This is a genomic window from Pseudomonas sp. KB_15 (assembly GCF_052114525.1).
Lineage (GTDB): Bacteria > Pseudomonadota > Gammaproteobacteria > Pseudomonadales > Pseudomonadaceae > Aquipseudomonas.
Genome location: NZ_JBFREX010000005.1, coordinates 154,234 through 167,172 on the forward strand (window position 1 = coordinate 154,234; position 12,939 = coordinate 167,172).

13 protein-coding genes are annotated in these 12,939 nt (G+C 60.6%); 9 read left to right on the forward strand and 4 right to left on the reverse strand.

Going from position 1 to position 12,939, the window contains the following annotated elements; all coding sequences use genetic code 11:
- Window positions 1-68: 68 nt before the first annotated feature.
- Window positions 69-1,586, reverse strand: a complete 1,518-nt coding sequence (locus AB4Z35_RS08955) for a nucleobase:cation symporter-2 family protein (protein ID WP_442096707.1) — start codon at window positions 1,584-1,586, stop codon at window positions 69-71.
- Between the two features lie 252 nt (window positions 1,587-1,838).
- Between AB4Z35_RS08955 and AB4Z35_RS08960 the strand changes: the two genes are divergently transcribed.
- Window positions 1,839-2,120 carry a BrnT family toxin gene (locus AB4Z35_RS08960; protein WP_442096708.1) on the forward strand — a complete coding sequence of 94 codons (282 nt, stop codon included), beginning with the start codon at window positions 1,839-1,841 and terminating at the stop codon, window positions 2,118-2,120.
- A 3-nt stretch (window positions 2,121-2,123) separates the two neighbouring features.
- The gene (locus AB4Z35_RS08965; protein WP_442096709.1) at window positions 2,124-2,429 is read left to right on the forward strand and encodes a BrnA antitoxin family protein; all 306 of its coding nucleotides are present in this window, start codon (window positions 2,124-2,126) and stop codon (window positions 2,427-2,429) included.
- 55 nt (window positions 2,430-2,484) lie between these two features.
- Here AB4Z35_RS08965 and AB4Z35_RS08970 read toward each other — a convergent pair whose 3' ends face one another.
- Window positions 2,485-3,315 (reverse strand): arylamine N-acetyltransferase family protein, encoded by an 831-nt coding sequence (locus AB4Z35_RS08970; protein WP_442096710.1) that lies wholly within the window; start codon window positions 3,313-3,315, stop codon window positions 2,485-2,487.
- A gap of 338 nt (window positions 3,316-3,653) precedes the next feature.
- Here AB4Z35_RS08970 and AB4Z35_RS08975 point away from each other — a divergent pair, with 338 nt between their 5' ends.
- A complete protein-coding gene (locus AB4Z35_RS08975; protein WP_442096711.1) occupies window positions 3,654-3,980 on the forward strand; it encodes a hypothetical protein in 327 nt (108 codons plus the stop codon).
- A 69-nt stretch (window positions 3,981-4,049) separates the two neighbouring features.
- On the opposite strand, the gene AB4Z35_RS08980 is transcribed toward AB4Z35_RS08975, so the two are convergent.
- Entirely contained in the window at window positions 4,050-5,663 is a 1,614-nt protein-coding gene (locus AB4Z35_RS08980) for a sensor domain-containing diguanylate cyclase (RefSeq protein WP_442096712.1), read from the reverse strand.
- A 202-nt stretch (window positions 5,664-5,865) separates the two neighbouring features.
- On the opposite strand from AB4Z35_RS08980, the gene AB4Z35_RS08985 reads away from it, so the two are divergent.
- Window positions 5,866-6,333, forward strand: coding sequence for a hypothetical protein (locus AB4Z35_RS08985; RefSeq protein WP_442096713.1), 468 nt, complete (start codon window positions 5,866-5,868; stop codon window positions 6,331-6,333).
- 79 nt (window positions 6,334-6,412) lie between these two features.
- Here the strand turns inward: AB4Z35_RS08985 and AB4Z35_RS08990 are convergent, their stop codons facing one another.
- On the reverse strand, window positions 6,413-7,993 hold the full coding sequence (locus AB4Z35_RS08990) for a L,D-transpeptidase family protein (RefSeq protein ID WP_442096714.1): 1,581 nt from the start codon (window positions 7,991-7,993) through the stop codon (window positions 6,413-6,415).
- A gap of 81 nt (window positions 7,994-8,074) precedes the next feature.
- Here AB4Z35_RS08990 and AB4Z35_RS08995 point away from each other — a divergent pair, with 81 nt between their 5' ends.
- The 5 genes from AB4Z35_RS08995 to copD all read left to right on the forward strand — a co-directional run bounded on the left by AB4Z35_RS08995 (window position 8,075) and on the right by copD (window position 12,869).
- Complete coding sequence (locus AB4Z35_RS08995) at window positions 8,075-8,776, forward strand: murein L,D-transpeptidase catalytic domain family protein (RefSeq protein WP_442096715.1); 702 nt, start codon at window positions 8,075-8,077, stop codon at window positions 8,774-8,776.
- A gap of 110 nt (window positions 8,777-8,886) precedes the next feature.
- Window positions 8,887-10,593 carry a copper resistance system multicopper oxidase gene (locus AB4Z35_RS09000; protein ID WP_442096716.1) on the forward strand — a complete coding sequence of 569 codons (1,707 nt, stop codon included), beginning with the start codon at window positions 8,887-8,889 and terminating at the stop codon, window positions 10,591-10,593.
- A 10-nt stretch (window positions 10,594-10,603) separates the two neighbouring features.
- Entirely contained in the window at window positions 10,604-11,506 is a 903-nt protein-coding gene (locus tag AB4Z35_RS09005) for a copper resistance protein B (RefSeq protein ID WP_442096717.1), read from the forward strand.
- A gap of 52 nt (window positions 11,507-11,558) precedes the next feature.
- Window positions 11,559-11,942 carry a copper homeostasis periplasmic binding protein CopC gene (gene copC / locus AB4Z35_RS09010; RefSeq protein ID WP_277536417.1) on the forward strand — a complete coding sequence of 128 codons (384 nt, stop codon included), beginning with the start codon at window positions 11,559-11,561 and terminating at the stop codon, window positions 11,940-11,942.
- A 3-nt stretch (window positions 11,943-11,945) separates the two neighbouring features.
- A complete protein-coding gene (gene copD / locus AB4Z35_RS09015) occupies window positions 11,946-12,869 on the forward strand; it encodes a copper homeostasis membrane protein CopD (RefSeq protein WP_442096718.1) in 924 nt (307 codons plus the stop codon).
- Window positions 12,870-12,939: the final 70 nt, after the last annotated feature.

Sequence of the window (12,939 nt, forward strand, 5' to 3'; positions counted from 1 at the left end):
CGTCCCCTGAAAAGAAAAAAGCCGATCTGTCTATTCGACAGATCGGCCCTTTTCAGTCGCCGTGAACGTCAGACATGTTCACTGCTTTTCGCGTGCAACGACCGTGGCTCTGCCACGCCGTGTTCCGATTCCAGCACCGGAATCTCTTTGCCGTCGCAGTCATGCAGCTTACCGTCGCTGAAATAGTCCCCCTCACGCAACGCCGCCAGATCCTGATAACGCAGCACCCGCTCGGTACCGGCCGCAAACACCGATTGCTGATCGGAGTTACCGGCGGTGAGATGGTTGAAGGCCAGGTTCAGCACGATGGCCATGATCGCCGAGGAACTGATGCCCGAATGGAAAATGGTCGCGAACCAGCTCGGGAAGTGATCGTAGAAGTTCGGCGCCGCGATCGGGATCATGCCGAAGCCAATCGAGGTGGCGACAATGATCAGATTGACGTTGTTGCGGTAATCGACCTTGGACAAGGTACGAATACCGCTGGCCGCGACAGTACCGAACAGCACGATGCCGGCGCCACCCAGTACTGAGGTCGGCACGGCGGCGATGACCCGGCCCATGAATGGCAACAGGCCGAGGATCACCAGGAACAGACCGCCAGTGGCTACCACGTAGCGGCTCTTGATACCCGTAACCGCCACCAGCCCAACGTTCTGGGCAAAGGCGCTTTGGGTAAAGGAACCGAAGATCGGCGCGAACATGCTCGACAGCATGTCGGCACGCAGACCGTTGCCCAGGCGCTTGGAGTCAACTTTGGTGCCGATGATCTCACCAACAGCCAGAATGTCGGCCGAGGTTTCCACCAGCGTCACCATCACCACGATGCACATCGACAGGATCGCAGCGAAGTGGAAAGTCGGCATGCCAAAGTGGAACGGTGTCGGGAAGCCGAACATCGGACCCTGGGTGACGGACGAGAAGTCGGCCATGCCGAGGAACACCGCGATGATCGTGCCGATCACCATGGCCAGCAGAATCGACAGGCGGGAGATGGTCGCACTGCCGATTTTGCTCAGCAGCAGCACCAGCACCAGCGTCACCGCCGCCAGACCGATGTTCGCCATGCTGCCGAAGTCCGGCGCGTGACTGTTACCACCCATGGCCCAGCGCGCGGCTACCGGCATCAGCGTCAGGCCGATGGTGGTAATCACGATGCCGGTCACCAGCGGCGGAAAGAACCTGGTGATACGCGAGAACACCGGGGTGATCAGCAATCCGATCAGGGACGCCGCTATCACCGCGCCCAGCACCGATTGAAACCCGCCCTCCCCGCCACTGCTGACAATCGCCACCATGGTCGCGACGCCGGAGAAGGACACGCCCTGTACCAGCGGCAATTGACAACCAAAAAACGGTAAACCCAGGGTTTGCAGCAGCGTTGCCAGCCCCCCCGCAAACAATGAAGCAGCAATCAACAAACCGATGTCCGCCGGCGAGAGCCCGGCCGCCTGGCCGATGATCAATGGTACCGCGACGATACCGCCATACATGGTCAGAACATGTTGCAGGCCATAAGCCATATTCGCGCCGATCCCTAGGTTTTCGTCCTCGGGCCGTTGGTGTGAAACATGGGGCGTTTTCATGGTAGGGGGTTCCCTGGTTTTTGTTATTCGCACACTGTATGCAATAGTCAGGACAAATGTCTATAGAGTTGTATACAACTTATCAGTCACAAAATGGATACCTGTCCATTTCCGCCTGCCACCCCCCTGGCCCCGCCAAAAAACCTTGAAATACATCCCTCCCTGTCCACCCCCGGGTGCTGACTAGTCTTTCGAATTCCTGGCGACCATCGGTATGACCCGCCTCTTTTTTATACATATAAAATATGCATAATGAAGTCATTCGAAATTCAGTACCACAAGGCAAAGAACGCAGCCAACAAACTCAAGCACCAAGGCATCAGCCTCGCGGAGGCAGAACCGGTATTCCATGACGAACGAGCGCTGACCATCGAGGACAACCACCATGAGGAACAACGCTGGATCACCCTGGGGCGGGATGCCAAAGGCCGATTGCTGGTCGTCGCGTACACCCACCGCGATCCGAATTTCGTTCGAATCATTTCCGCGCGCATCGCCACCAAAAGCGAGCGCCGTCAGTATCTGGAGGCATGACCGATGAAAGACGAATACGATTTCAGTAACGCCAGGCGCGGGGCCGTAGTGCCCGCCAAAGGCAAGACCCGCATTACCATCATGCTTGATGACGCTGTCATCGAAGCCGCCCGGGCACTGGCAGAACACGAGGGGTACGGCTACCAGACGGCGATCAACAATACGTTGCGCCGGGCCCTGCTCAACGAAGGCAAGAGCGCACAACTGAAACAAACCCTCACCACTGCCGAACTCAAGGGCCTGGAGCAGAAACTCGCAGAGGCCCTGCGCGAAATTCAACGGGTGATGGAGCCGGGTGTTCGGCCCTGAAACACAAAGGGCCGATCAATCAGATCAGCCCTTTGTGTTGCCCACGTTCAGCCAGCTATTGCGGCGCTGCGATCAATCGTTCCAGAGTCCGCGTCAATTGCGCCTGTTCCGGTACGCGAATGCCGAACTCGCTGTCCAGCAGACCAATCAATTCCTGCACATCCGTCACCTGCCGCCGCTCGCTATCATGGCCAATCCGGTGAATCGCGAAGCTGCCATTGTTGAGCGTACGCCGCCACCCCTCCCCGGTGCGCGCCACCATCAACTGCTTGACGAAAGTCGACTCGGGGTGGGTCGAGACGTACCAGTTGCCCACAGCAAAATCGATATCTTCCTGGCGCTGCAGGTCGAAGATGTACATCGCTCGCCATTCACCGGCAACGTTGGCGCGCAGGGTAAAACCGTCGACGTGCAGGTCGATGCGATACGGCTCGTGAGGGGTGAGTTGTTCGGCGCGGGAGTCGAGCAACAGGGGCGCGGTCGGTACCATGCCGCCGAAGCCGACGTCGGTGATGTAGCGCACGTCATCGATGATGACCAGGCTCAGGCGATGGGTCCGGGCAGTCCAGGCGCCCTCCGGCTGGCCCATCACCACCCGACCGCTGATGGCACGGGCGTCGAAACCCAACGCTTGAAGCAAGGCCAGAAACAGGTTGTTGAGTTCGTAGCAGTAACCGCCACGACCATCGTGCAAGACCTTCTGCTCGATGGACGGCAAGTCGATCAGCACCGGCTCGCCGGATAACGTGGTGAGGTTTTCAAACGGGAAAGCGCCGGTATGGCGCAGTTGCAGTTGGCGCAAGGTTTCCAGGGTCGGTGCCGGAGGTGCATCGAAACCCAGGCGTCGCAGATACAAAGCACGATCGGTCAGGCGTGGCTCGCTCATCGTTCAATCCTTTTGCACGTTCGCTGCGGATCGCTCCGCCGATAGGCGTTATGTATAAGGGATGAACCGGTACGGCCGACAATTGATTTCGCCAATCGCCCAGTGCGGGTCCTGCCGATCAGGCTGAATGGCATGTTGCGCGATGGCACCGAGTGGCGGTGACGAGTGGCACGGTGAAGACAGTTGCTCCCACAGGGTTCTCGTTTGAACATGGATCGGTGGTCCTCTGCGGTCCAGTGCCGGTCACGGTCAAATCCGTGCCACTTTTCAACCGTCCGGCACCCACCGCGCGACCCTTCACGCCAACATCAGGTAACGACCCCTCCCAGGAGACGACCATGATGAACATCAGAATGACTTCGCTGCTCCTGGCTGGATGGTTGTCGGCGATGCCCCTGGCCACGTTTGCGGCGTCCGGCGATGGCGTTAACGCAACCGGTACGACATCGGGCGCAACCCGCAACTCGACCATGCTGCCAGACAACAACAGACCCGGCGTACCCTCGGGCAATAACGGCAGCGGCCATGGCCCCGGCTCGTCTAGCGGCAGCACCGGCGTCAATGGTCCGGGCAGTGGCGCAGGCGGTGGCACCGGAGCTCCCGGAGGTGGAACCGGTGGCGCTGGCGGCGGGACCGGCAGCTGGACAGGCAAAAGCAGCCGATGACGCGCAGTCATTGACTGCTTTTTGTCGCCTGGGGCTTACATCGGCATGACCGCCGACAGGAAAAACACTTCAACGATCGGAACGCATCAACGCCTCGACACCACCGGCCATCGACAACGTTGCCACGCGGTTTCGCCCCGAATGCTTGGCCTGATACAACGCGGCATCCGCCCGCTCAACAAACACGTCCATGCTGTCACGCCCCGACGGCACGAACGAATAGCACCCCAGACTGACCGTCACGTAACCGTTGGGCGAGCCGGTGTGACTGATGTTCTTGTCGATGACGCCGCGGCGGATCTGCTCGGCAATGGTCATGGCGCCGTGGATGTCGGTGTCAGGCAGCAACACCGCAAACTCTTCACCGCCGTAACGCACCGCCAGATCGGCCTTGCGGTGGCAGCAACTCTTCAGCGCGCGGGCCACTTCAGCCAGACAATGATCCCCCACCACATGGCCGTAGGTGTCGTTGTAGCGTTTGAAGTAATCGATATCGAGCATGATCAGGCTCAAGGGGCTCACCTGCCGGGCGCCGCGCCCGAACTCGATGTCCAGCGCCCGCTCGAACAACCGGCGGTTGGCCAGCCCGGTCAGGCTGTCGTGGGTGGCGATCAGCTCCAGCGCCTCCTGGGCCCTGCGCAAGTCCGCCTCGACCCGCTCGCCAACACGCACCTGATGAAGGAACCCCCAACCGAACAACCCCACGCCCAGCAACACCAGGGCAACGATGAGGCTGGAGCGAAACGCCGTGTCGTACCAGCCCGCAAGTATGGATTCCGTGGACGCCGCCGCGGCGACCACCAGTGGATACGCCTCCAGCTGGCGGTAGCCGTACAGGCGTGTCACACCATCGATGATCGACGTGAACATCGCATTGCCGGAGGTGGCCAGTGGCAGGGACTTCTGGAAAATCTCGCTCTGGGCCAGCGACGCGCCGATCTGCCCCTCTACAAAAGGTCGACGCGCCAACAACGTGCCATCGGTCAGGCCGAGAAACATCGTGCCGTTGTCGTCGAGGCTGAAGCTTTTGAAGAACCGGTCGAAGTACGACATCTTGATGCCGGCCAGCAACACGCCCTGGAAGTGGCCATTCCTGTCGTTGACCCGTTTGGAAATCGGGATGATCCACTCGCCGTTTTCCCGACTGCGGATGGCCGGGCCGATGTGCGCCACCGACGATACGTTCTGCTGGTGATACTTGAAGTACTCGCGATCCGCGACCCCGGCACCCCGGGGCAGGTTTTCAAATGAGGTCACCACCCACTGGCCCTTCTGGTCGAACAGCAGGATGCCGTGCAGTTGATCCAGCGCCAGCACCCTCCGGGCGAAGGTCTGCTGCAAGCGTGGTCGCATGTCCGGACCGAAACCGTCGGCCTGAATCCAGTCCACCAGACTGGTCAGCACCAGGTCGGCCTTCATGAAGGTGTCTTCGGCTTGCTGCGCCATGGCCCGTGTCAGGTTCGAAGACGCCACTTGCGCCAGGCTCAGATCATGGCGACGGGACTGTTCCAGTTGCAGGTAGAGCAAACCGCACAGGCACAGACACACCGTGGCAATGAACAATACCGCTGCCTTGCGCAGCGGTATGCGTTTCAATGCGGTGCCAGGGGCGTGGTCCGGGTCGTTAAAGCGAGTGGGCAAAAGTTCATCCTGTCGGGGGGCAAGGCAGGGGCAACGAGCCATAGCCCTCAGTCTTTGTGGGCCGTAGTTTACGGGGTTATCCAGGATAAATGGGTGGCCACTTGCCCAGCGGTATCACACCTGCCCGCAGGTGCTGCCCGGGCACAACGTCCACACCCGGCCTGAGCTGCAAACATGATCCAGGGCAAGCGCTGCCTGTGCGTCAACGAGCTACGATTAGACTGACCTCAAACAGGGAATCGACATGAGCAAGGCAGACGAACTCGCCGCAAAATTGAAACAAACACGGCTGACCGGCACGGATCAGGCGATCGATGGCTGGCCGGGTCAGGTCTACGAACTGTATCAACGGATAGAGACCTGGCTGCTGCCCTTGACCGAAGCCGGCCTGGTCCTGAGGCGCAACCCCACCCACGTATACGAGAGTCACCCCAATGGTGACTCTTACGCTTACGCCATCGACCAGTTGGTGATCGTCGGCAACGAGCACAGCATTACCTTCGACCCGGTTGCGCGTTTCACTGCCGATGGCGAGGGGCGGGTCGAGATTCACTGCAAAGACAACGAACTCGCCCTGTTGCGCACCGTGGGCGAACACGGTGAAACACACTGGTGGCTGCAAACGATCGAGCAGGCCACAACGCAGCTGGACGCGGTAGCGCTGACGGAAACCGATCTGCTTGCAGTGGTGCAACAAGGGCTGGCGCTTTAGGGGCTAATGCCAGTCTGTTAAGTGTTTGAACACCGTAAACCTTGTGGGAGCGAGCTTGCTCGCGATGACGGCTGGACAGTCACACAATGGGTGTCTGACGTAGCAGGATGTTCTCGGTCCTGCCATTGGCCAACTGCTTCTGAATACCGTCGCTGTTCCAGCGCACCGGGTCGTTGAACAACAGCTCGACCAGCTGCAACGGGTTTTCCACACGGATGCAGCCTGAACTGGTGGCCCGAACCGTTTTGGCAAACAGCTCCCGGTGCGGCGTGTCATGCAGGTAAATCGCATAGTCGTTGGGGAAGCGGATCACCACCTGCCCCAGCGAACTGTCGGGCCCGGCATCCTGACGCAGATGGATGCCTCGCGGGTTGCTCCAGTCAACGCTCGACGGATCGAGCACATTGCCTTCGCGATCAATCACGCGAATCCGGTTGGCCTCCAGATAGCCAGGATCGTTCTGGATTTTTGGAATCACGTCCTGCTTGAGGATGGTCGGCGGCACGGTCCAGGTGGGGTTAAACGTGATGTAGGTGATTTCGGCCTGGAACACCGGCGTACTGCGCACCGGTTTACCGACTTGCACCCGCGAACGCCAGATCGGCAGACCGTCGCGGTACATCGCCACCTTGTATCCGGCGATATCGACGATCACGAACGTGCCCTGAAGTTTGTACAACAGCCAGCGGGCGCGCTCCATGTTGACCCGCACCTGATCGATCCGTGCCTCGACAGGCACGTTCAGTGCCGCCAGCGTCGCCGCCCCCGCCACGCCATCGGCACCCAGGTATTGCTCGGTCTGATACTTCTTCACCGCGGCAATGACCTTGCCGTCGTAACCGGCCTTTTTCGACAGGTGTGAGTCCAGGTAACCGCCCGCCACCAGACGCGCACGCAATTGTGCGACCGCCACCCCGTCCATGCCGGGCTTGAGCGATTGCCCTTCGGTGACTTTCGGCCAGCCGCCCGCATCACGGACCTGGCGCAACCGGGCCAGGCCCTCACGCAAGTTGCGGTAAATCTCTTCCTGAGGAGGTGCCTCGGCAAAGGCACGCCCCACGTCATGGGCATCGAGGGCGGCGAACAGGCGGTTCATGTCCTCGCGGGCATTGCCACCGGCAGGTTCGAAATTCCAGTGAATGTCCAGCCGCGACGGATCGACCTTGCCCCGTCGCAGTTGCAGCAGCGCGGTGATGAACGTGCGGGTCGCCGCCATGTCGAACATCGCCCGTTGCGCCGTGGAAGGCACGGCCGCTACCAGCGATTCATGGGCCTGAGCCAGTTCGGTGATGCGAAAATCCGCCGGATTCAGGCCGTCGATCCGGGTGTCTTCGAGGCTCTTGAGTAACTGGGCCACATCACGATCATCCGTCCACGCGGCGCGATAGTTGCGATGCATATAGAAATCCAGCACCACCCGACTGACATCCACACGCTGATGGCGCCTGGACGTGAGCAACGGTGGAAATGCCGTTCGCAGCGGCTCCAGCGTCGCCTGAATCGCCTGGCCAACCGCATCGTCGGGCGCCGCGGCATCGATGGTGCTGCTCGCAGCAGATACCGGCTCGATCGGCGAAGTTTGCGCAAGCGCTGCACCACTGATCAGAAAGCCCATAAAAAATATGCGGCTTATGACGAATGACCTTGTTAATTGCACCATGGATAATCCTTAATCTCCCGTTTCAAACAGCCAGCTTCCCGCGCGCTGCTAGACTCGAAATTATCATGATGAGACCCGACTATGGCGCTAAACCGCTTTGGCCTTTTATTTGCCATTTTACTGACGTGCCTTTCAGTAACGTCAGCCTACGCCGATTCGCTTGAAAACGCGCTGGTCAAAGCAGCACCAGGCGCCGACGCCAAAGTGATTGCCCTGGCCGTTCGTGCCACCCAATGCAGCCGTGCCCAAGGCATCGCCCCGGCCCAAAGACTGGCGGTGATCGATTACTCCCTGCCCTCGACCGAACAACGGCTGTGGGTCTTCGACCTTAAACGACGAAAGTTGCTGTTTCACGAACTGGTCGCCCATGGCCGCAACAGCGGTGAAAACATGGCCACGCTGTTCTCCAACCAGAATGAAAGCCACGCCACCAGCCTCGGCCTGTTCCGCACCCAGGAAAGCTACCGCGGCCAGAATGGATACTCGTTGCGCATGGAGGGCCTGGAGCCCGGTTTCAACGACAACGCCTATGACCGGGCCATCGTCATTCACGGCGCGCCCTATGTCAGCCCGGTGCTGGCCCGCGCCAATGGCCGCATCGGCCGCAGCCTGGGTTGCCCGGCCGTCAGACCGGCGATTGCCCATCGGCTGATCGATTCGATGAAGGACGGGCAGTTGTTGTTTTCCTACTATCCGGACCAACGCTGGTTGAAGTCGTCTTCCTACATCAACTGCGGCAGCGGCACCGTGGCCTCAAGGGAAAACTCCACTTCACGCCGATAAGCAACGCCCCTCCACCTGTCAAAACTGTAATCTTCGCCTCAGCCTGCTGAAAGGCACCGCCCGCTAGCCTCGTCGACAAGTTCAACAGGCTGACGGGCGGAACAGACGGCATGCACTCCCACACTTCAAGACGTACCTTCGTCAAAGGCCTGGCCATCGGCGGGTTCTTCGGCGGCCTCGGGTTATGGCGCACACCCGCCTGGGCGATCAGCAGTCCCGGCGAACCACAGGTGTTGGCCGGTAATGATTTCGACCTGTTCATCGGCGAATCCCCGGTCAACTTCAGCGGCAGCCCACGCACCGCGATGACCATCAACGGCGGCATTCCCGGCCCGCTGCTGCGCTGGCGCGAAGGCGATACGGTGACACTGCGGGTGCGCAACAGACTCAAGGACAGCACCTCCATTCACTGGCACGGCATCTTGCTGCCGGCCAACATGGACGGCGTGCCGGGGCTGAGTTTCAAGGGCATCGTGCCGGGCGGCATCTACGTCTACCAGTTCACCGTGCGGCAGAACGGCACCTACTGGTATCACAGCCATTCGGGGTTTCAGGAGCAATCCGGCGTCTACGGCCCGCTGGTGATCGACGCCAAAGACCCGGAGCCGTTCCAGTACGACCGCGACTACGTGGTGATGCTCAGCGACTGGACCGACGAAGACCCGGTCGGCCTGATGAAGACGCTGAAAAAACAGTCCGATTACTACAACTTCAACAAACGCACCGTGGGCGACTTCATCCACGACGTCAGCGAAAAAGGCTGGGGGCCGACCGTCGCCGACCGCAAAATGTGGGCCGAGATGAAGATGAACCCCACCGACCTGGCGGACGTCGGCGGCGCCACTTACACCTACCTGTTGAACGGCCAGGCGCCGGACATGAACTGGACCGGGGTGTTCCGCCCGGGGGAAAAGCTGCGGCTGCGCTTCATCAACGGCTCGGCCATGACCTACTTCGACGTGCGCATCCCCGGCCTGAAAATGACCGTGGTCGCCGCCGATGGCCTCCACGTAAAACCGGTGAGCGTCGACGAATTTCGCATTGCCGTGGCGGAAACCTTCGACGTCATCGTCGAGCCGACCGAAGCGGCCTACACCCTGTTCGCCCAGGCGATGGATCGCACCGGATACGCACGCGGCACCCTGGCAGTGAAGTCGGGACTGGTTGCGCCGCTGCCGCCACTGGACCCGCGCCCTCTGGTGACCATGGATGACATGGGTATGGCCGGCATGGACCACGGCAGCATGGCGGGCATGGATCACAGCAACATGGCGATGGGTGACATGCCCGGCATGCAGGCCCACCCGGCCTCGGAAACCGACAACCCGCTGGTGGACATGCAAGCGATGTCCACCTCACCGAAACTCGACGACCCCGGCACGGGCCTGCGCCACAACGGTCGCCGCGTACTCACCTATGCCGACCTGCGCAGCACCTTCGAAGACCCCGACGGCCGCGAGCCCGACCGCACCATTGAGCTGCACCTGACGGGCCACATGGAAAAATTCGCCTGGTCGTTCAACGGCGTGAAGTTTTCTGATGCAGAGCCCCTGCGCCTCAAGTACGGCGAGCGGCTGCGGATCGTGCTGGTCAACGACACGATGATGATGCACCCCATCCACCTGCATGGCATGTGGAGCGACCTCGAAGACGAGAACGGCCAGTTCATGGTGCGCAAACACACCATCGACATGCCACCGGGCTCCCGGCGCTGCTATCGGGTCACCGCCGATGCGCTCGGCCGTTGGGCCTATCACTGCCATCTCCTGTACCACATGGAAATGGGCATGTTCCGTGAAGTTCGCGTGGAAGAATGAGGCGCACCCCATGATTCGATTCACCCCGTTTTTTTTAGCACTCGTGACCTCGACGGCGATGGCCGCCAGCGATGACATGCAAGGCATGGATCACAGCCAGATGGACCATGGCCAGATGCAAGGCATGAATCATAGCCAGATGGACCACGGTCAGATGCAAGGCATGGACGAGGGCCAGATGCAGCCCGCCGCGCCCAGCGAAAGCCGTACGCCGATCCCGCCGCTGACCGATGCCGATCGCGCTGCGGTGTATGCCGATCCCGCCGGTCACCATGTGCACGACAACACGCTCAATTCCTTTTTCCTCGCCGACAAACTGGAATGGCAGGACGCCGATGACGGCAGCACCCTGGCCTGGGACTTGTCCGGTTGGGTCGGCGGTGACATCGATCGCCTGTGGCTGCGCTCCGAAGGCGAACGCACCAACGGCGTGACCGAGGACGCGGAAATCCAGGCCCTGTGGGGCCACGCGATTTCCCCGTGGTGGGACGTCGTCAGCGGCGTGCGCCAGGACTTCAAACCGGGCGCCCCGCAAACCTGGGCCGCGTTCGGCGTGCAAGGCATGGCGCTGTACAACTTCGAGGCCCAAGCCACGGCCTTCATCGGCGAAGGCGGCCAGAGCGCCGTGCGGCTGGAAGGTGACTACGACATCCTGCTGACCAATCGGCTGATCCTGCAGCCGACCGTCGAACTCAACGCCTACGGCAAAAACGACCCGCAACGGGGCATCGGCGCGGGGCTGTCCAACACCGAAGCCGGCCTGCGCCTGCGCTACGAAATCCGCCGGGAATTCGCGCCCTACCTCGGCGTGACCTGGAACCGCACCTACGGCAACAGCGCCGATTACGCCAACGACGAAGGCGAGGACCGCAGCGAAACCCGCCTCGTGCTCGGCATTCGGATGTGGTTCTGAACAGACTCACCTCAAACCAACAACAACCGCTTCGAGCGGTAAAGGACCTTGCATGCGCATCATCAAACCCACCGCCGTCGCAATAGCGTTGCTCAGCGGCCTGCTTGTTAGCACCCTCGCTCAAGCACACCCCAAACTACTCTCTTCCACCCCGGCGGAAGGCGTAGAAGGTGCATCACCCGACAAGATCGAACTGCACTTTTCCGAAAACCTGGTCACCCAGTTTTCCGGCGCCAAACTGCTGATGACCGAAATGTCCGGCATGGCCCACGCCCCGATGCCGGTCAAGGCCAAAGTCAGCGGCGGCAGTGATCCGAAGACCATGTTCATCATTCCGACAGCGCCCCTGACTGCTGGCACCTACAAAGTCGAATGGCGCGCGGTGTCGTCGGATACCCACCCGATCACCGGCAACGTCACCTTCAAAGTGAAATGATCGATGAGCGACTCGGCCAACGTCGTGCTGCGGTTTGTGTTGTATGTGGATTTGATGCTGTTGTTTGGCGTGGCGCTGTTCGGGCTTTACAGCCTCAAAGGGCAGGAACGGCTATCCGGGACGGTGCTGCCCTTTCACCGATTGTTGACGGGACCAGCCGTACTCGGCGCGATGCTGTCCATCGCGGGCATGGTGCTGATGGTCAGCACCATGAGCGGTGAATCCGACGTTGCCGAGTTGCGTCCTCACCTCGAGATGATGCTGTTCGAGACAGACGTCGGGTTGGCCTGGGCTGTGCGGATGATTGCATTAGCGGTCGCGGGTTTGGCGTTGATGCTCAACTCACGATCACCCGGCGTCAGCCTGGTGATCGCCGCCACTGCCGGCGGCATCGCCCTCACCAGCCTGGCCTGGAGCGGGCATGGCGCCATGGACGAAGGCAGTCGCCGTTTCTGGCACTTCACGGCGGACATCCTGCATCTGCTGGCGGCCGGCGCCTGGCTTGGCGCGTTGCTTGCGTTTGCCTTGATGGCGCAAATCCGGGTCCTGCAAACCGAAACACACATACGCTTGCTGGCCCGCGCTGTTGAGCGATTCGAACTTGTCGGTGCGCTGATCGTTATGATCATCGCCGTGACGGGCGTGGTGAACTACCTGTTCATCGTCGGGCCGAAGCTCGATGAGGTTTTACTCGGCCATTACGGAATTTTGCTGGCGATCAAAGTGCTACTGTTTGCCGGAATGCTGGTGTTGGCGGCGTTGAACCGCTTTCATCTTGGCCCCTTGCTGGAGCGGTCATTGCGAGAGGGCCAATATGGCGCAGCGGCTAACGCACTTCGGCGCAGTGTGGTGCTGGAAATGACCGCTGCGGTATTGATTGTGGGATTGGTGGCGTGGTTGGGGACGTTGAGCCCGGAAGTGGAATGAGCAATCTTTAGGGGGCGTTGATTTTTCACACTGGTGAAAGTTTCACTACACTCCCCCTTCAAAACCACTC

Bases quoted from the DNA above. Each gene is read 5' to 3' on its own strand.
- AB4Z35_RS08985 (WP_442096713.1), top strand. From the start codon at position 5,866: ATGAGCAAGGCAGACGAACTCGCCGCAAAATTGAAACAAACACGGCTG.
- AB4Z35_RS08955 (WP_442096707.1), bottom strand. From the start codon at position 1,586: ATGAAAACGCCCCATGTTTCACACCAACGGCCCGAGGACGAAAACCTA.
- copD (WP_442096718.1), top strand. From the start codon at position 11,946: ATGAGCGACTCGGCCAACGTCGTGCTGCGGTTTGTGTTGTATGTGGAT.
- AB4Z35_RS08980 (WP_442096712.1), bottom strand. From the start codon at position 5,663: ATGGCTCGTTGCCCCTGCCTTGCCCCCCGACAGGATGAACTTTTGCCC.
- AB4Z35_RS08965 (WP_442096709.1), top strand. From the start codon at position 2,124: ATGAAAGACGAATACGATTTCAGTAACGCCAGGCGCGGGGCCGTAGTG.
- AB4Z35_RS08995 (WP_442096715.1), top strand. From the start codon at position 8,075: ATGGCGCTAAACCGCTTTGGCCTTTTATTTGCCATTTTACTGACGTGC.
- AB4Z35_RS09005 (WP_442096717.1), top strand. From the start codon at position 10,604: ATGATTCGATTCACCCCGTTTTTTTTAGCACTCGTGACCTCGACGGCG.
- AB4Z35_RS08975 (WP_442096711.1), top strand. From the start codon at position 3,654: ATGATGAACATCAGAATGACTTCGCTGCTCCTGGCTGGATGGTTGTCG.
- AB4Z35_RS08970 (WP_442096710.1), bottom strand. From the start codon at position 3,315: ATGAGCGAGCCACGCCTGACCGATCGTGCTTTGTATCTGCGACGCCTG.
- AB4Z35_RS09000 (WP_442096716.1), top strand. From the start codon at position 8,887: ATGCACTCCCACACTTCAAGACGTACCTTCGTCAAAGGCCTGGCCATC.
- copC (WP_277536417.1), top strand. From the start codon at position 11,559: ATGCGCATCATCAAACCCACCGCCGTCGCAATAGCGTTGCTCAGCGGC.
- AB4Z35_RS08960 (WP_442096708.1), top strand. From the start codon at position 1,839: ATGAAGTCATTCGAAATTCAGTACCACAAGGCAAAGAACGCAGCCAAC.
- AB4Z35_RS08990 (WP_442096714.1), bottom strand. From the start codon at position 7,993: ATGGTGCAATTAACAAGGTCATTCGTCATAAGCCGCATATTTTTTATG.